At 45.4% G+C, this 19,435-nt stretch carries 16 protein-coding genes; 15 read left to right on the top strand and 1 reads right to left on the bottom strand.

What is annotated here, in order from left to right:
• The first annotated feature begins 62 nt into the window (after nt 1-62).
• From G589_RS0103350 to G589_RS0103285, 14 genes are all read left to right on the top strand, one after another.
• Complete coding sequence (locus G589_RS0103350) at nt 63-548, top strand: GNAT family N-acetyltransferase (protein ID WP_026521106.1); 486 nt, start codon at nt 63-65, stop codon at nt 546-548.
• Nucleotides 532-1,404 (top strand): ParB/RepB/Spo0J family partition protein, encoded by an 873-nt coding sequence (locus G589_RS18725; RefSeq protein ID WP_051192150.1) that lies wholly within the window; start codon nt 532-534, stop codon nt 1,402-1,404. Before G589_RS0103350 ends, G589_RS18725 begins: the two co-directional genes overlap by 17 nt.
• Nucleotides 1,385-1,927, top strand: a complete 543-nt coding sequence (locus tag G589_RS0103340; protein ID WP_155832492.1) for an HAD family hydrolase — start codon at nt 1,385-1,387, stop codon at nt 1,925-1,927. The genes G589_RS18725 and G589_RS0103340 overlap by 20 nt, the downstream gene beginning before the upstream one ends.
• Complete coding sequence (locus G589_RS20890) at nt 1,902-3,482, top strand: SpoIIE family protein phosphatase (protein WP_051192149.1); 1,581 nt, start codon at nt 1,902-1,904, stop codon at nt 3,480-3,482. Before G589_RS0103340 ends, G589_RS20890 begins: the two co-directional genes overlap by 26 nt.
• Before the next feature lie 63 nt (nt 3,483-3,545).
• Nucleotides 3,546-4,439 (top strand): HAD family hydrolase, encoded by an 894-nt coding sequence (locus tag G589_RS0103330; RefSeq protein ID WP_242826409.1) that lies wholly within the window; start codon nt 3,546-3,548, stop codon nt 4,437-4,439.
• Between the two features lie 22 nt (nt 4,440-4,461).
• Nucleotides 4,462-4,992, top strand: coding sequence for a zinc ribbon domain-containing protein (locus tag G589_RS0103325; RefSeq protein ID WP_026521103.1), 531 nt, complete (start codon nt 4,462-4,464; stop codon nt 4,990-4,992).
• A gap of 105 nt (nt 4,993-5,097) precedes the next feature.
• Nucleotides 5,098-5,571, top strand: coding sequence for a hypothetical protein (locus tag G589_RS0103320; protein WP_051192148.1), 474 nt, complete (start codon nt 5,098-5,100; stop codon nt 5,569-5,571).
• Between the two features lie 16 nt (nt 5,572-5,587).
• Entirely contained in the window at nt 5,588-6,184 is a 597-nt protein-coding gene (locus tag G589_RS0103315; protein ID WP_026521101.1) for a TetR/AcrR family transcriptional regulator, read from the top strand.
• Nucleotides 6,185-6,258: 74 nt separating this feature from the next.
• Nucleotides 6,259-10,065, top strand: a complete 3,807-nt coding sequence (locus G589_RS0103310; RefSeq protein ID WP_026521100.1) for a phosphoribosylformylglycinamidine synthase — start codon at nt 6,259-6,261, stop codon at nt 10,063-10,065.
• A 251-nt stretch (nt 10,066-10,316) separates the two neighbouring features.
• Entirely contained in the window at nt 10,317-11,435 is a 1,119-nt protein-coding gene (locus G589_RS0103305; protein ID WP_026521099.1) for a carbamoyl phosphate synthase small subunit, read from the top strand.
• 25 nt (nt 11,436-11,460) lie between these two features.
• Nucleotides 11,461-14,724 (top strand): carbamoyl-phosphate synthase large subunit, encoded by a 3,264-nt coding sequence (carB, locus tag G589_RS0103300; protein WP_026521098.1) that lies wholly within the window; start codon nt 11,461-11,463, stop codon nt 14,722-14,724.
• A 42-nt stretch (nt 14,725-14,766) separates the two neighbouring features.
• Nucleotides 14,767-15,336 carry a DUF1961 family protein gene (locus G589_RS0103295; RefSeq protein ID WP_026521097.1) on the top strand — a complete coding sequence of 190 codons (570 nt, stop codon included), beginning with the start codon at nt 14,767-14,769 and terminating at the stop codon, nt 15,334-15,336.
• Nucleotides 15,333-15,770: a type II 3-dehydroquinate dehydratase gene (locus G589_RS0103290; protein WP_026521096.1), complete on the top strand. Its 438-nt coding sequence runs from the start codon at nt 15,333-15,335 to the stop codon at nt 15,768-15,770. The genes G589_RS0103295 and G589_RS0103290 overlap by 4 nt, the downstream gene beginning before the upstream one ends.
• Nucleotides 15,771-15,790: 20 nt before the next feature.
• Complete coding sequence (locus tag G589_RS0103285) at nt 15,791-16,813, top strand: LacI family DNA-binding transcriptional regulator (RefSeq protein WP_026521095.1); 1,023 nt, start codon at nt 15,791-15,793, stop codon at nt 16,811-16,813.
• Between the two features lie 2 nt (nt 16,814-16,815).
• Here the strand turns inward: G589_RS0103285 and G589_RS20885 are convergent, their stop codons facing one another.
• The gene (locus tag G589_RS20885) at nt 16,816-17,724 is read right to left on the bottom strand and encodes a helix-turn-helix domain-containing protein (protein ID WP_026521094.1); all 909 of its coding nucleotides are present in this window, start codon (nt 17,722-17,724) and stop codon (nt 16,816-16,818) included.
• Nucleotides 17,725-17,974: 250 nt separating this feature from the next.
• Here G589_RS20885 and G589_RS0103275 point away from each other — a divergent pair, with 250 nt between their 5' ends.
• Entirely contained in the window at nt 17,975-19,432 is a 1,458-nt protein-coding gene (locus G589_RS0103275; RefSeq protein ID WP_026521093.1) for an ABC transporter substrate-binding protein, read from the top strand.
• Nucleotides 19,433-19,435: the final 3 nt, after the last annotated feature.

Raw genomic sequence — 19,435 nt, 5'->3', positions numbered from 1 at the left:
GGGGTTTTGTCTTATCATAGAAAGCCTCTGAGTGTATAATTAGTTTTGGAGGAGAAAATGATATGAATATAAGACGAGCAGAGAATAGAGATATAAAAAGAATCCTTGAGCTATTGGGGCAGGTACTTGAGATTCATGCAAAAATCAGACCTGACATCTTCGTTTCTGGTACGACCAAGTATAGCGAAGATGATCTGAAAGAAATGATACTTGATGACGAGAAACCTATTTTCGTGGCAACAGACGAGAGCGATACGGTTTTGGGCTATGCGTTCTGTCAGCTGAAAAGCCCTGCTTTTACCAGCACCATGGTTCCTCATAAATCTCTTTTCATAGATGATCTGTGCGTTGATGAAAACGCCCGCGGTCAGCGTATTGGGGAAAAGATATTTGAATATGTCAAAGATGAGGCTAAAAAGCTTGGCTGCTATGAAGTCACCCTAAATGTATGGAAAGGCAATGAGTCTGCAGAACATTTCTATGAAAAGATGGGAATGACCACGAAAGAAAGAATGATGGAGATTATTCTTGATGAGAGAAAGATTTAAAGACTATCTTAAAAAGCAGATTGAAACCTACCAGGGAATAGCATTTCCCATAAAGGCAAGTCCTTTGGAGCGCTTTTTTACAACCAAGGCAGACGTGATGAAACTTCATCCCAATCCCGATGATGAGTTCACAAAACCTGAGGTAGGACCAAGTGATCGTATCATTTCGGAGTATGAGCAGTTCTTTAGAAGAAATGTGGATTTTTATAAGGAAGAGCCTCTTATTATCGAGAAGATGCATCCCGACGGATATATGCTAATAAACGGCCATCACAGATGGGCTGCATACTACACCGTGGGCAGGAGGAGAGCACCGGTTAAGCTGGTAAACCTTACTCATGATGCCGATATCAAGGAAATGCTTAATGGTGCAGTCCATGACAAGATAGTTTCTTTTGACCTGGACGAAGTTGTATTTACGACAGGGTACGATGGCAAACTTGAGAAAAAGCTGATGTTTCCTTTTAATCGTTTCTTTAAGGAAGACATAAGGCTTGGTATTCCGGCTCTTTTCCATTATCTGTCCAAGTATGGCTATGATATCTGGGTATTTACTGCCAAGTACTATTCCATGGACTACATCCGCAATTACTTTAAGCGCTACCATGTGAAGGTCAACGGTATTGTGACCGGTACTGAGAGGCAGAAATCCATCAGCTCGATGAGTAAGACCGATCTTGATAAGATGATTGCCGAGAAATACAAATATACCATGCACATCGACAATGATTCTGTTGTCAGGATCAATACCGTTACAAAGGAATTCGAAGATTTTGAGATAGACAAAGAAAAGGGGAACTGGGCCGATCAGGTTATGAAGATTGTCGGAGAATTCGATGAAAAAAAGCAGGAATAATGAAGAAAAGATGAGGGTATCCTTTGATCTTGATGAAGTTCTTTTTGTGTACCCAAAGACCCATAAGACAGAGCCGGAGCTTAAGTTTCCGTTCAATAAATACTATAAAGAGAGACTGCGCCTTGGAACGCCGGAGCTGATCAATACCCTGCAGGAGCTTGGGTATGAAGTGTGGGTATACACATCATCATTTCGAAGTGAGAAATATATAAAGGGGCTGTTTAAGCACTATGGCGTCAAATTTGATGGTATAATCAACGGGAACAGGCATCTTAGGGAAGTGCAGAAAAACAGCTCTCAGCTCCTTCCTCAGAAGGTTCCCAGCAGATACAGAATATCGCTCCATGTCGATGATGAAGCCATCATCTGCACGCAGGGCAGAACATTTGGGTATGAAGCCTATCAGCTGGATGGCCCTGATGATGACTGGAAGGAAAAGATAATAAAGTTTGCCGGAGAAGTAAGACACAGAAAAGAGCTCCGGGAGGGGATAAACGATGAAGACCAGGTGGACGGTAACTAAAAAGAGTGTCCTGAGCATAAGCATATTTGCGCTGATACTCAGCGCTCTTATGTGCCTCAGCGGATCTTATATATTTAATCGCGCAATACAAAAAGAGTATAACGACAAGGGATATGTTATAGCGAATATAATTCTGGATGAGATAGATCACGATAAGATAGCCGAATATACCACTACCTGGAGAGGTGATGACTATTATAAAGAAATGTCGTCTTACCTAAGAGGTATGCAGCAGCATACGGGCGCGGCTTATATTTACATCATGGTTCCCTATGAAGATGGCACCATGCGCTATATCTACGATCCTGACACCTTTATGGGGGATACGGATCCCATAGCTGCTTCCTTTGATGAGATATGGACGGCTTATAAAGAGGGAGTAAGGCCCCAAAGTTATCTTGTCAGAAAGTCCAAGAAATACGGATATTTAACTTCCAGCTGTATGCCGGTTAAGGACAGCAGCGGAAATGTGGTGGCTCTTTTATTTGTTGACACATACATGGAAGTTATTCTTTCAACACTATACAGCTATATCTTTTACATGATAGTAATAGCTCTGATACTTCTGGCTTTGTATGTTGTCTTTAGCTATATTGCTCTGAAACAGAATCTGATAGGGCCTCTGCTCACCATAAAGAATAACGTCAGCAGCTTTGCCAAAAACAATGCGCAGCCTGATAATACTCTGGAAGCTATTAAGACCAAAGATGAGATGCAGGATCTTGCCGAAGAGATCAGCAGCATGGAAAAAGATATTGTGAATTACATCGACAGTATCAAGACCATCACAGCTGAGAAGGAGAGAATCAGCGCAGAGCTGGACGTAGCAGCCAAGATACAGTCGGATATGCTGCCAAGTGATTTCCCTCCTTTCCCCGACAGGAAAGAGTTTGATATCTATGCAACCATGGATCCTGCCAAGATAGTAGGAGGCGATTTCTACGATTTCTTTTTCCTTGATGATGACCATCTCGTTATTGTAATGGCCGATGTATCCGGTAAGGGTATTCCGGCAGCTCTTTTCATGGTAAATGCCAAGACCAGTATCAAGAACAGGAGCCTTAACGGAGGCAAGCTCTCTCCCTCACAGGTGCTCTATGATGTCAACAATCAGCTGTGCGAGGGCAATGATGCAGAGCTGTTTGTAACGGTATGGCTGGGAATCCTGGAGATATCGACAGGAAAAGTTGTGGAAGCAAATGCAGGCCACGAGCACCCGGCTGTAAGAAAGGCCGGAGGAGAGTTCGAACTTGTAAAATACAAGCATTCACCTGCGGTTGCTACGCTTCCGGGCCTTAAGTTCAGAGAAAACGAGTTTACCTTAGAGCCCGGAGACAGCCTCTTTATTTACACAGATGGTGTCACAGAAGCCACCAATTCCGAGGATAAGCTCTTTAAAACAGATGGGCTTCTTAGGGCTCTCAACAGTGAACCCGAGGCGGATGCAAGGCGTATGTGCGAGATCGTTGCCAAAGGAATCGATGAATTTGTGGGCGATGCTCCGCAGTTTGATGACATCACAATGCTTGGTTTTAAATATCTTGGCAATAAATAATTTATAGTGTATTATATTCCCTGGCATTAACGGATTTATATTTATGCGAGGAATATGTACTATATGAATGAGAAAAAGGAAACAAAAACATATAAGAGGGTGCTTGCCTGGGTTGGAATCGTTCTGCTCGTAGGCATGTACCTTCTTCTTTTATATGAAGCACTCACTGGTTCACCGGATACCTACAATGTATTTATTGGGTGCGTTGCAGCCACCATCGCTGTGCCGATACTTCTGTGGCTCCTTATCTGGGCTATCGGAGTATTTACCGGAAGACATACCGTGGCCTCTCTCGATGCCATGACCAGCAACAAAAAGCATGACAAGTACGGAAATGTAGTGCCGGATGGTGAGATCGATACTGTTGTATTTGATATAGGAAACGTGCTCACAACCTTTGCCTGGGACAAGTTCCTTGAGAACAAGGGATATGATAAAGAGATGGTAGAGAGAATGGGCAGGGCATCTGTAAACAGTGATGACTGGGTTCAGTTTGATATAGGAAACCTTACTACGCAGGAGATTGCCCAGAGATTTGCGGACAATGATCCTGAGATAGGCGATGAGCTAAAGAGTGCTTTTTCAGATATCACAGATATCGTAATAAAGAGAGAAGAGACTATACCATGGATAAAGGCGCTTAAGGCAGCAGGCTACAGAGTACTGGTTTTATCCAATTTCAGCAAACAGGCTCTTGAGGGCTGCAAGGATGCCATGGCTTTCCTTGACTATGTTGATGGCGGGATCCTTAGCTACAGAGATCATGTGGTTAAGCCTGACCAGGCGATATATAAACTCCTTATGGAGAGATATGACCTTGTTCCCGAGAAGACAGTGTTTATCGATGATACGCCAGCCAATATAAAGACTGCAAGAGAACTTGGATGGCACGGTATTGACTATAAGACTTATGACCAGGTGGTGGAAGAGCTCCACGGCCTTGGCGTCAGATATTGATTTAGATTAAGGAGTTTTTTGAATGACTAACTGTAATTCATGCGGAGTACCTCTTTCAGATGAGGACGCTTTTTGCCCTAACTGCGGAGCAGCTACGGGTAAGCCCAGGATACAGGCGCCCAAGACTGTGATGGACATGGAGCCTGCACCTGTATTTTTCAGGCCTGAATCTGTGCAGCAGCCTGTAGTGCAGCAGCCAATGGTTCAGCAGCCTGTAGCGCAGCAACCTATGATCCAGCCTGTAGCGCAGCCGGTTCTTACACAGGAATCAATGGATGAGTGGCAGCGCCAGGCGGCAATTAAGACAAGAAACCAGAACAGAGGATATGTCACAGCTATCAAGGTCATGCTTATAATTGCATGTATAGCCGGTGCAACAGCTTACCTGATACCTCTTTTATGGATGGTACCCATGACCGTTGTTGCATGGAAAAAGCTTGACAGAGCAGAGCCTCTTGGACTTGCATTTAAGATTTTTACCTGTATTTTTGTAAGTAAGCTCGCCGGATTTTTCATGTTCATGCTAAAGGATGACTATCCGGGGTACGTATAATATTCAGGGAAAATCATCTGTACTTTTTTTGTGGTAATTGATATAATGATTTCTGACGGACTTAGTTGGAGAAACGGCGCAAAGCCAGAAGGGGAGCGGTGTTCAATGGGTTTCGAAAATGACGGAAGTGTCAATGAGAACAGCGTAGAGGACATAGTTTTAAGATATCGCCCGGAGCTTGATAAGATAGTTCCGTATCTGAATTGGCTTAAGGACAATGCCAGCAATGAAGTGGCTCAGAGCTATAATAACTCTGAACTCAAGTCCATGCCATTTCCGATTTATGATTCTTCACTGCTTTCATTTGTAAAGGCAGCGCAGAATACAAACCTTATGGATCGCAACTATGTCTATGTATATTCAAGACATCGCTTAAATTCGGCTAAGGATGAGCTTTCATTCATTCAGGATGCGCAGATCACTGATATCGATGATCTTGCAGGTATCCTGTCCAAGTACATCCTTACCGGTATGACCAAGGGTACCGTTTGGGCAGAGGGAGTCCGTAACGGTGTTCTGTACAACGTGGTCAAGAAGATGGATGAGCTTGTAAAGTTTTGGTCTGTGAAAGCTAACTGAGGTTTATGGAGGAGAGATGGGAGAGAAGTCAGTCCAGAAGAAAAAGTACATTCTTGAGAAGGCCAGAACAGTCTTTTCCGAAAAAGGTTTCAAGAATGTAACTATGAAGGATATTGTAGACGCCTGTGAAATCAGTCGTGGGGGTCTTTATCTTTATTTCTCCAGCACAGAAGAAATATTCCTTGCAGTTCTTGCAGACGATTCCTCAGAGGATGATGAAGAGGCAGTGGTTGCAGCACTTTCCGGTGATGCATCCGCCGGCGATATGCTTGCTCTTTTCCTCAAGGAACAGAAAAAAGAAATCCTTAGAAAAAAGAATAATCTCACTGTTGCCACTTATGAGTTTTTCTCTCTTCATAAGGCACAGTCTAAAGATAATCCGCTGAAGAACCAGTTCGATACAGCGGTGCGTATTGTTGAAAAGCTCATAGAAAATGGCGTTGATAGCGGCGAATTCTATTGCGAGAACCCTGTTGGCTGTGCTCGCAATCTTATGTACGTGGTGGAAGGCCTCAAGATCGCTTCCAAGACCATCGGCGTTACAGAAGAAGCCATTGACAGAGAGCTGATGTATGTATTAGAGGGGTTAGTGCCCGATGAATTAAATAATTAATTTGGTTTAAAAAGTGCTTAGATGATTCTAAAGCACTTTTTTAATAAATAAGTAGTCAGGAAAGAGGAGATTTTATGAGCGCAGTAAGACGAATTTATGTGGAAAAGAAAGCCCCCTTCGCCGGAAAGGCTGGGGAACTGAAGTCTGAGATCAAAGGCTACCTGGGAATAAGAAGTGTAGAACAGGTAAGGATCTTTATCAGATATGATGTTGAGAACATATCCGATGAAGTCTTTGAAAAGGCCTGCAGAACCGTATTTTCAGAACCCCCTGTAGACATTCTTTACAGAGAGGAGATCGAGATCCCGGATAATGCCAAAGTGTTCAGCATTGAGGCACTTCCCGGTCAGTTCGACCAGAGAGCTGATTCCGCAGAGCAGTGCGTGCGCTTTATTAAGGGCGACGAGAAGCCTGTTATAAAGACAGCTGTAACCTACATGCTGATCGGCAACGTATCTGATGAGGAGCTTAAAAAGATCCAGGATTACACCATGAACCCTGTTGATTCAAGGATCGCAGCAGATACTAAGCCCGAGACACTTGTTGAGAACTACGACGAGCCCGAGGATGTAAAGATCCTTGACGGCTTTAAGGATATGCCGGAAAAAGAGCTTGAGGACCTCTATAAGTCTCTTGGCCTTGCCATGACCTTCAACGACTTTAAGTGGATACAGCAGTATTTCGTATCTGACGAGCACAGAGATCCTACAATGACAGAGATCAGGGTTCTTGATACATACTGGTCAGACCACTGCCGTCACACCACTTTTGGAACAGAGCTTGTTGATGTGGAGTTCGGCGATGGATTCTACAAAGAGCCGATCGAAGGCGCTTACAAAGACTACCTTGCAGCAAGAGATGAGCTCTATAAATCAGATGACAAGAAGAAAGAGAAATTCATTTCCCTTATGGATATTGCGCTCATGGGAATGAAGAAATTAAAGGCAGACGGAAAGCTCACAGATATGGAAGTATCTGAGGAGAACAATGCCTGCACAGTAGTTGTACCTGTTGAAGTTGACTACGGACAGGGACCAAAGACAGAGAACTGGCTGGTATTCTTTAAGAACGAGACACACAATCATCCTACAGAGATCGAGCCTTTCGGTGGTGCTGCCACATGTCTTGGCGGTGCTATAAGAGATCCTCTCTCAGGAAGAGGTTATGTATATCAGGCTATGCGTGTAACAGGTGCTGCAGATCCTACAGTTCCCGTTGCTGAGACCATGAAGGGCAAGCTCTCACAGAAGAAGCTCGTAAGAGGAGCTGCTTCCGGCTACTCATCCTACGGTAACCAGATTGGTCTTGCAACCGGCTATGTTAAGGAAGTTTACCATCCCGGCTATGTTGCAAAGCGTATGGAGATCGGTGCTGTAATGGGCGCTGCTCCTCAGGAGCACGTTATCAGAGAGAGCGCAGACCCCGGTGATATCATCATCCTCCTTGGCGGACGCACAGGAAGAGACGGCTGCGGCGGAGCAACAGGTTCTTCCAAGGCTCATGATTCTAAATCACTTACAAGTTGCGGAGCTGAGGTTCAAAAAGGTAACGCTCCTACAGAGAGAAAGCTTCAGAGGCTCTTCAGACGTCCTGAAGTTAGTGAACTTATCAAGAAATGTAACGACTTTGGTGCCGGCGGAGTTTCAGTTGCCATCGGAGAACTTGCTCCCGGTCTTGATATTAACCTCGACCTTGTACCCAAGAAGTATGCAGGCCTTGACGGAACAGAGCTTGCCATCTCAGAGTCACAGGAGAGAATGGCAGTAGTTGTTGCCAAAAAAGATACAGAGCAGTTCCTTGCCTATGCTGCAGAGGAGAACCTCGAGGCAGTAGAAGTTGCGGTTGTTACCAAGGAGCCAAGACTTGTCCTTAACTGGAGAGGCAAGAAGATCGTAGATATAAAGAGAGAGTTCCTTGATACCAATGGAGCTCACCAGGAGACCAAGGTTAAGGTAGAGATTCCTTCCAAGGAAGATAACTACTTCGAGACCATCGCAAGTGAGGGTGCCAAGGCTGCTCTTGCAGAGGGCGATGTTAAGAAGGCCTGGCTCTCCGAGATGAAGGACCTCAATGTATGTTCACAGAAAGGTCTTGTTGAGATGTTCGACTCCTCCATCGGAGCCGGATCAGTTCTTATGCCTTACGGTGGTAAGTACCAGCTCACAGAGACCCAGACCATGATCGCCAAGCTCCCTGTTCTTGCAGGTAAGACAGATACAGTAACCATGATGAGCTACGGCTTTGATCCATATCTTTCAAGCTGGAGCCCATACCACGGCGCAGCTTTTGCTGTAACTGAGTCTGTGGCTAGGATCGTTGCAAGCGGCGGTGACTACAAGAACCTCCATTTCACCTTCCAGGAGTACTTCAAGAGAATGACAGAGGATCCCACAAGATGGAGCCAGCCTTTCACAGCACTTCTTGGTGCTTTTGAGGCTCAGCTGAAGTTCGGCATCGCATCCATCGGTGGTAAGGACTCCATGTCAGGTTCCTTCAACGAGATAAACGTTCCGCCTACCTTAGTTTCTTTTGCAGTGGACGTTGCAAGCCTTAAGGATGTCATCACTCCTGAGCTTAAAAAGAGCGGCAATAAGCTTGTTCAGTTCGTTCTTCCTAAGGACAGCTTCGACCTTCCTGATTACGACAAGGTTTGTGCACTCTTTGGTCAGGTAAAAGAGCTTATGGCAGCCGGCAAGATTGTTTCAGCTTACGCAGAGGATGCTTACGGTATCGCAGCAGCAGTAAGTAAGATGGCCTTCGGTAACGGTCTTGGAGTTAAGATTTCAGATAATATTTCTGCAAAAGAGCTTTTTGCCAACGATATGGGTAACATCATTGCCGAAGTTCCTGCAGAGTTTGCAGCTGATGCCCTTGCAGTAAGCGGAGCAAGAGAGATTGGTGAAGTAACAGATAACGCTAAGTTTGAGGCATGCGGAGCTGTTATCGAGCTCTCAGAAGCTCTTTCAAACTGGAAAGAGAAGCTTGAGAAGGTATTCCCTTCAACAGTTTCAGAGGATAAGAGCGAGGTTAAGTCAGACCTCTTTAAGGCAGATAACATCTATGTTTGCAAGAACAAGGTAGCTAAGCCTACAGTATTTATTCCTGTATTCCCGGGAAGCAACTGCGAGTACGATTCTGCAGAGGCCTTCAGAAGAGCAGGAGCTGAGACAAATGTTAAGATCTTCAGAAACAGGGATGCACAGGACATCAGAGAGTCAGTTGCAGAGTTTAAGAATGCAATAAACAATGCACAGATCATCATGTTCCCCGGCGGATTCTCAGCAGGTGATGAGCCTGACGGAAGTGCCAAGTTCTTTGCTACAGCCTTCCAGAACGAGGAGATCAAGGCAGCAGTTGAGGACCTTCTTGATAACAGAGACGGACTTGCACTTGGTATCTGTAATGGATTCCAGGCTATGATCAAGCTCGGCCTTGTACCTTACGGTCATGTAACAGGACAGACTGAGAATTCACCTACACTTACATTCAACACCATCGGAAGACACATCTCCAAGATGGCTTACATAAAGGTTGTTTCCAACAATTCTCCATGGCTCTCTGGAGCAGAGCTCGGCGGAGTTTACACAAACCCTGCTTCTCACGGTGAAGGAAGATTTGTTGCACCTGATGATGTACTTAAGGATCTCTTTGCTAAGGGACAGATTGCAACACAGTACTGCGACCTCGACGGCAACGTAACAATGGACGACGAGTGGAATATCAACGGCTCCTATATGGCAGTCGAAGGTATCCTTTCACCCGACGGACGCTGCTTCGGCAAGATGGCTCACTCCGAGCGTCGCGGCGATGGAGTCGCTATTAACATCTTCGGCGAGCAGGATCTGAAGATATTCGAATCAGGCGTTAAGTATTTCAAATAATACGCAGCTGCCGGGCCCACATAATTTATATGTGAGTCTCGGCATGCCGGGCACTGCACTGAGCCCAGGGCATCAATCGCTGCGTGCTTGGCACTTACGATTGATTGGTCTCAGCTCCGTGGCATGAAATCGCCTCACATATAAATTATGTGGGCCCGGCCGTTGCTTACGTATTGGATATATCTACGTTTTGATGCGTATAGCAACAGTTAGTTACGGATAGTTTTAGTTTCACTGGAGGTTTTGTTTTAATGAAAGCTTTTTTGATCTTAGAAGACGGTACGGTCTTTGAAGGAAAGCATATCGGAGCTGATAAGGATGTTGTCAGTGAGATTGTGTTTAATACTTCGATGACCGGATATACTGAGGTTTTTACTGACCAGTCATATGCCGGACAGGCGGTATGTATGACATACCCATTGATTGGTAATTATGGTGTATGTCTGGAGGATATGGAGTCCGAGAAGATTTGGCCGGATGCAGTTATTGTAAGGGAGATGGCAAGGGTTCCTTCGAATTTCAGATGTGATATGAGCCTGCAGGAGTTTTTGGAGAAGTATGAGACTCCCGGTATCGAGGGAATCGATACCAGAAAGCTGGTAAGGATCCTCAGGGAAAAGGGTACCATGAACGGGTACATCACAACCAATGAGAATGTGACCTACGACAGCATCAAGGACAAGCTCCATGCATATACAACAGGAGACGTGGTATCCAAGGTTTCCTGCAAGGAAAAGGTAAGACTCACAGCACCTAATCCAAGAGGCGAGAAGATTCCGAAGATTGCCAAGGAAGAGAACGGCAAGGGACTTAAGGTTGCCCTTCTTGATGTTGGTGCCAAGAGGAATATTTCAGATGCGCTCCTGGCAAGAGGGTGCGAGGTTACAATTTATCCTTACAACACCACAGCTGAGGAGATCCTTGCTGATAAGCCCGATGGAATCATGCTTTCAAACGGCCCCGGAGACCCCAAGGAGTGCACCGGAGTCATCGAAGAGATCAAAAAGCTATACAATTCAGATGTTCCGATCTTTGCCATCTGCCTTGGACATCAGCTCATGGCGCTGGCAACAGGAAGCGATACCTACAAGCTGCATTATGGCCACAGAGGCGGCAACCATCCGGTAAAAGACCTCTCTACAGGCCGTGTTTATATCTCATCACAGAACCACGGCTACGTAGTGGATATGGACAAACTGGATAAAACAGTGGCAGAGCCAGCCTTTATGAATGTCAACGACGGCACCAATGAGGGCCTTAAATATGTGGGCAAGAACATCTTCACGGTTCAGTTCCATCCGGAAGCATGCCCCGGACCTCAGGATACAGGTTATCTGTTTGACCGTTTTATAAGTATGATGCGCGCTTAAGCTTTAGTAGGAAGGATATTTAGTTATGCCAAAGAATAAAGACGTAAAAAAGGTCCTTGTAATCGGTTCGGGACCCATTGTAATAGGACAGGCTGCGGAGTTTGACTACGCCGGAACACAGGCCTGCAGATCCTTAAAGGAAGAGGGGGTTGAAGTTGTCCTTGTAAACTCAAACCCCGCTACCATCATGACAGATAAGGACATTGCCGATGAGGTTTACATTGAGCCTCTCACCGTCAAGGTTCTTGAACAGATCATTGAAAAGGAAAAGCCGGATTCAATTCTCCCAACTCTCGGAGGCCAGGCAGGACTTAACCTTGGTATGGAGCTGGATGAGTCTGGATTTTTAAAGAGTCATAATGTAAAGCTCCTTGGAACCACAGCTGAGACCATCAGAAAGGCTGAGGACAGACAGGAATTTAAGGATACCATGGAGAAGATCGGAGAGCCCTGTGCAGCTTCTACCGTTGTTCACAACGTTGAGGACGGCGTTGCTTTTGCAAGAGAGATTGGCTATCCGGTAGTTCTTCGTCCCGCCTTCACACTTGGCGGATCAGGCGGTGGTATCGCTCACAACCAGGCAGAGTGTGAAGAGATCCTTAAGAACGGACTCAGACTTTCAAGAGCTAATGAAGTTCTTGTTGAGAGATGCATCGCAGGCTGGAAAGAGATCGAGTACGAGGTAATGCGTGACGGAGCAGGAAACTGCATCACCGTCTGCAACATGGAAAACATCGACCCTGTCGGCGTCCATACCGGTGACTCAATAGTTGTTGCACCTTCACAGACCCTTACCGACAAGGAATATCAGATGCTCAGAAGCTCTGCTCTTAATATCATCAATGAGCTGGGAATAACAGGAGGCTGTAACGTACAGTTCGCCCTTCATCCCACAAGCTTTGAGTACTGCGTAATCGAGGTTAACCCTCGTGTAAGCCGCTCATCTGCTCTTGCAAGTAAGGCAACAGGTTACCCTATCGCTAAGGTTGCAGCCAAGATCGCTCTCGGATATACCCTGGATGAGATCAAGAACGCAATCACAGGAAAGACCTATGCAAGCTTTGAGCCTGCCCTTGACTACTGCGTAGTTAAGTTCCCGCGTCTTCCTTTTGATAAATTCATTACCGCCAAGAGAACCCTTACAACACAGATGAAGGCCACCGGCGAAGTAATGAGTATCTGCACCAACTTTGAGGGTGCAATGATGAAGGCAATCCGCTCTCTTGAGCAGCATGTTGACTGCCTTACAAGCTACGACTTCTCAGATCTTGATGATGATGATCTTAAGAAGCGCCTTACTGTAGTTGACGATCAGAGAATATGGGTTATCGCAGAGGCTCTTCGCCGCGGATTCAGTCATGAGGTGATCCATGAGATAACCATGATCGACCTCTGGTTTATTGATAAGCTCCACACCCTTGTTAAGATGGAGCTCAGGCTCCTTCGTGCAGGAGAGAGGAACACAGCAGGAAAGACAGGCACTCTCGAGGATGCCAAGAAGGCAATAAGCTATGATCTTCTCCTTGAGGCAAAGCGCCTTGAGTACCCTGACAGCGTAATTTCCCGCTTCACAAGATTTGATGTTTCAGTGTTAAAAGAGCTGAGGGACTTCTATAACATTAAGGCGTCCTACAAGCTTGTTGATACCTGTGCTGCAGAGTTTGCTGCTCAGACGCCTTACTACTACTCTGTTTACAACGGCCCTGATTCAGAGGATGAAGCTCTTTTAAAGACCTCTGACAAAAAGAAAATTCTGGTTCTGGGTTCAGGCCCTATCAGAATCGGTCAGGGTATCGAGTTCGACTACTGCTCAGTACATGCAACCTGGGCGTTTAAGAAGGCCGGATATGAGACCATAATCATCAACAACAACCCTGAGACAGTAAGTACCGACTTTGATATAGCAGACAAGCTCTACTTTGAGCCTCTTACACCTGAGGATGTTGAGAATATCGTAAGACTTGAAAAGCCCGACGGAGCAGTAGTTCAGTTTGGTGGTCAGACTGCAATCAAGCTCACTCAGGACCTCATGAAGATGGGTGTTAAGATCTACGGAACCGATGCAGCAGATGTTGATGCAGCTGAGGACAGAGAGATCTTTGACCGCATCCTTGAGGAGACCCAGATCAAGCGTGCTGCAGGAGCTACCGTTTACACAGCAGAAGAGGCCAAAGAGGTTGCAAACCGCCTGGGTTATCCTGTACTGGTGCGTCCTTCCTACGTCCTTGGCGGACAGGGCATGCAGATAGCTCTTTCAGATCAGGAGATCGAGGAGTTCATGGGCATCATCAACAGATATGCTCAGGACCATCCTATACTTGTAGATAAGTACCTTCAGGGTGTCGAGACAGAAGTTGATGCCGTATGTGACGGCGAAGACATTGTAATTCCGGGCATCATGGAGCATATAGAGCGAAGCGGAATCCACTCCGGCGACTCAATCTCTGTATATCCAGCACAGTCTCTTTCACAGAAGGTAAAAGACACTATTGCGGAATACACAAGAAGGCTTGCAAAGGCACTTCATGTAATAGGCCTTATCAACATTCAGTTCATCGCAGTAGGAGATGAGGTATATATCATCGAGGCTAACCCGAGATCATCACGTACCGTTCCTTACATCAGTAAGGTCACAGGTATTCCGATCGTTGATCTTGCAACTCAGGTTATGCTGGGTAAGAAGCTAAAAGACCTTGGATATGAGCCCGGACTTCAGAAGGAAGCAGACCACATCGCCATCAAGATGCCTGTATTTTCCTTTGAAAAGATCAGAGGAGCTGAGATCAGCCTCGGGCCTGAGATGAAGAGTACCGGTGAGTGTCTTGGAATCAGTAAGAGCTTCAACGAGGCTCTCTACAAGGCTTTCCTTGGAGCAGGAGTAAATCTTCCTAAGCATAAGCAGATGATCATCACCGTCAAGGATGCTGACAAGGGTGAGGTTATCGAGATCGCAAGGCGCTATGAGAAGCTGGGTTACATCATTTATGCAACAAGATCCACAGCCCAGACCCTCAACGAAAACGGCGTCAAGGCGAGAAAGATAAATCGTATCAGCCAGGAATCTCCTACAGTCATCGACCTTATCCTGGGACACAAGATTGACCTTGTTATCGACACCCCTACCCAGGGAAGAGACAAGACGAGAGACGGCTTCATGATCAGAAGAACAGCCATTGAGACAGGTGTTAATGTTATCACTGCCCTTGATACTGCAAGAGCCCTGGTTACAAGCCTTGAGTGCGCAGTGGGTGAAGAAGGTCTTGAACTGGTTGATATAAGTAAGATATGATTTAATAGACTTATAAAAATCTGATTGGAGATACAAATCTTTATGCCTAGAGTTATTTATGAGAATGCTCTAAGTGGTGAATCGGATATCAAGGATTTAGTACTTGAAGGGGACGCCGATATTTCTTTTTCCAAAGACGCAATGTGCATCAGCTCTTTGGGAGAAGCAGTACTTTGGTATACCAAGCCCCTTCCTGCGGACGTGAGAATAGATTTTGAGTTTAAGCCTCTTTCGGATGTCGGAAGAGCGCAGCTTCACTTTGCTGCCAAGAATGCAGGGGACAGGATCTCGGAGTTTTTGCTCTCTTACTACAACAGAGAGTCGGAGAGGGAGAGGTCTTTTCACACCTGTGCACTGTACAAGAACGGATACGAAAACCTGGTTTATAGAGGTGCAGACCCCATGGCAGGCGCCGGAGAGGATGAGTGGTATCACCTCTCTACAGTAAAGCGCGGAAAAGACGTGTTCTACGGAATAGACAATCTTGAACTCTTACATTATCACGACGACGGAATTACTCTCGGCGACATCCTGACAGGAGGCAACATGGGCCTTGGCCAGCTTCCGGGGACGGTAGCGCTGTACAAAAACTTAAAGGTGAGCTGGATATGAAGATACTTGTGATCAACGGACCAAACCTGAATTTCCTGGGAATCAGGGAAAAGGCAGTCTACGGTAATCAGGACTATAATTACCTGTGCAATATGATAAAAGACAAGGCAGCAGCCGACGGAGATGAGGTGGAGTGCTATCAGTCAAACCATGAGGGAGCCATTATCGACAGGCTTCAGGAGGCTTACAGCGATGGCACAGTAGGAATTGTCATAAATCCCGGAGCATATACCCATTACAGTTATGCTATCCATGATGCACTTAAGAGCCTTGAAAATATCATCAAGGTTGAGATCCACATCTCGGATATCCAGTCCAGGGAGGAGTTTCGTAAGGTTTCAGTAACAGCTCCTGCCTGCGATAAACAGATTTACGGACATGGCCTTAACGGCTATCTTGAGGCTATGGACTATATACACGAAGCGCTTAAATAAACCACCAAAGGACTACTTACATGGCAAAGACAGTTAAGATGGCAGATATAGCCAAAAAAGTTGGAGTGAGTGTTGTCACAGTATCCAAAGCCCTCACAGGACAGAAGGGTGTCAGTGAGAGTACCCGTCAGCAGATCTTAAGGCTTGCTGATGAGATGGGATACGTTCAGCCCTCCGCTGCTATCCGCAGTGAAACAAAGGGCCATAACATAGGCATTATCATTCACGACAAGTACTTTAGTAAATACAATTCATTCTATCTGCAGATGTATCAGATGCTCACAAGCCGGCTTGGTGCTCAGGGAGATTTCACTATCTTAGAGCTTATAACCCATGACATGGAAAAAGAGCTGACGGCTCCGAATCTGCTACGTGAAAACAAGATAGATGCTCTTGTGATGCAGGGCGAATTTTCAAGGCAGTACTGCGAGTTCATAAAGAGCGTAGCAGGAGATATTCCTTTGGTATATCTGGATTTCTGCGATGAGTCCAGAGATGAAGTGTCTGTTATATCAGACAGCTTCTATGGCTCATACTATATGACCAATTATCTGTTTGACAAAGGTCACAGAGATATAGCCTTTGTGGGATCTCTTTTGCAGACAACATCCATTACCGACAGATATTTGGGATATGTAAAGTCCATGATGGAGCATGGAATTCAGGTAAGACCTGACTGGCAGATTGAAGACAGAGATAAGAATACCGGAATCATCTTTGAACCTGATAAGCTCCCGCTTCCATTGGAACTTCCGACAGCATTTGTATGTAACTGTGATCTTACAGCAGGAGTACTTATCAAGAGGCTGGAAAAAGAGGGGTACAAGGTCCCCGATGATTTCTCGGTTGTAGGATATGATAATTTTATCTTCCCGGGAGTATGCGACGTGGAGATAACCACTTATGAAGTAGATATGCCTGTTATGGTGCAGAAGGCTGTTTCCTATCTGACATCTCTTTTAAAGGGAGAGGATGTGAAAATGGGAACGCACATTATTACGGGACATCTCATAGAAAAAGACAGTGTAAAAGCTCTTAGCTGATGCTAAGAGCTTTTGTTTTTTCTGTATTCAGCAGGTGTCTGCGAGGTTTCTCTCTTAAAGAGCTTGATAAAATGACTGGTGTTGGCGATGCCGACGTCGTACCCCACGGCATTTATCGTTATATCTGTCTGCTCAAGAAGTGTCTTGGCCTGCTGGATCCTGACATTGTTGAGATATTGGAGTGGCGAGTGTCCGTAGTAGTTTTTAAACTCACGGCAGAGCCTGTATTTACTTATAAGGAGCCTCTGCTCAAGGTTATCCAGAGTAATAAAGGTGTTGTATTCCTGATCAAGTATGGACTTCATCTCCTGGATATAACCGGGTATACCGGGAGTTGTTGAAGGGGCAAGGGCCTTTGAACCTGCAAGATAACCTTCTGTGAGAATGTCGGTCAGTATTCTGGCTCTTAGAAGCTCTGAGTCCGTTCCCTGCCTCAGCAGCAGCCTTTGCAGGTAGGAGAGCTGCGTTCCGATATGTTTTTCTTTAAATTCTATAACCTTAGATGAATGTTCTGTGTATAGTCTTAAGGATTCCCCTGATAACAAGAACAGATGAAAATAGCATGGAGTACTCTTGGTGTCAAAGCGGAAATTCTCGTAGGGCTTTAATAGTATCATGCTTCTTTCGGGCATCGTTATGCTGTCTTTTGTCTTTATCAAGGCATCCCCTTTTTCGATATATAATAATAAATAGAATGGATTATCGATACATTCAAAGGTGGTTGGGATACCGTAGGTAATAGCTCCTCCAAAGACTGCTCTGAGGATAAGAGGATCCAATGACTCGCAGCCACAGGCCATGAATCTCTTGGTGTCAAGGACATCGGTAAAAGACGTACCACTACCGAAGAGTCTGTGGAAACGGAAGATATTATTCAGTTCATCGATCGTGGTGTATTTTGCCGGTGTCATGATATTACTCCTGTTTATGGGACCATTATAGTAAGTAAAAAAGGAAATATCAACCTAAAATTAACTAAAACGTTTAAGTTAGTTAGGCAAAATAAGCTAAATAAATGAGTAAAAAGCTAATAAATTGAAAGATAAATCCACTAACGCAAGAATGAGCTATAAAACGCAAGAATAATAGATGATTAAAAAAAGTAAATAATGTATTCTTCAATCAGTAAATGAAACAGAGCTCGTTAAAAGGAGGATGAATATGAAATTGAAAAGAGCTTTAGCGGTTACACTTATTACAATCATGGCAGCAGGTGCGGTTGCCTGCGGGGAGACAACTGTATCTGAAAGCGGCCAGGAGACAGGCGCAGATACAGGTGCAGTAGCACAGGCAGAAGACGAGCAGGTAGCTACAGCAGATGCTCCTGTATCTGATGCAGAAGGAGTTAAGCCTTATGCCGATCTTGTTCTCGGTGAAGACTTTACTGATCTTAATACAGAGATCTCTTTCTTCAGCAACAGAACAGACCTTGATTCAGAGGATTATGGCGGAGTTACATGGAAGGAATACATTGAGGCCTTCAATGAAGTTTATCCTGATATCACAGTAAACGTGATCACAGATACAAACTACGCAGAGGATGCCAAGACACATCTTCAGTCAGGAGATTATGAGACAGTAATCCTCATCCCTGCAATTGACAAGGCAGACCTTTCTTCATACTTTGAGTCATTCGGAACTCTTGATGTTATGAACGGACAGATCAACTACGCAGATCACTGGGAGTACCAGGGTGAGGTTTACGGAGTACCTTCAACAGCAACAGCTCAGGGTATCGTGTACAACAAGAGAGTGTTTGAGGAGGCAGGCGTAACAGAACTTCCCAAGACTCCTGAGGATTTCATTGCTGCTCTTAAGAAGATCAAGGACCATGATCCTTCCATTATTCCTCTCTACACCAACTACGCAGCAGGATGGACAATGGGAAGCTGGGATGATTACACAGGAATCAGTGCAACAGGTGATGTAAACTACACCAACGGAACACTTCTTCATGAGAAGGATCCTTTCAGAGATTACGGTGATTCTACACATCCTTACGCTGTATACAAGATTCTCTATGATGCAGTTGCACAGGGACTTACAGAGGATGACTACTCAACAACCGACTGGGAAGGCTGCAAGGGCATGATCAACAGAGGCGAGATCGGATGCATGGTCCTTGGATCATGGGCTTATCCTCAGATGGAAGCTGCCGGAGATAACGCAGCAGATATCGGATACATGCCATTCCCTGTAACAGTAAATGGCAAGCAGTACGCTCTTGCAGGTCCTGACTACTGCTATGGTATCAACAAGAATGCTCCCGATGATGAAAAGCAGGCAGGAATCATCTTTGTAAAGTGGATGACTGAGCAGTCAGGTTTCGTATACAACGAAGATGGTCTTCCAATCAAGGCAGGAAGCACTGAGACAAAGCTCTCATTTGACAACGTTGAATTCCTTCAGGAAGCACCAGCAGCAGAGGGAGAAGAGGATCTTCTCAACGAGCTCAACTCTGAGTCAGAGCTCAACTACAGAGCAGGTGGCGACAGAAGAATCCAGCTCATCATCGAGCATGCATCAATGGGCGATATGGAATTTGATGACATCATGAACGAGTGGAACGAGAAGTGGACACAGGCTCAGGAAGTTCTCGGCGTATCAGTAAATGAGTAACTG

This window comes from Butyrivibrio sp. VCB2001 (genome assembly GCF_000423965.1).
Lineage (GTDB): Bacteria > Bacillota > Clostridia > Lachnospirales > Lachnospiraceae > Butyrivibrio.
The sequence above is the reverse complement of the archived record's forward strand: the minus strand, read 5'-3'. Positions and strand labels throughout refer to the sequence as shown.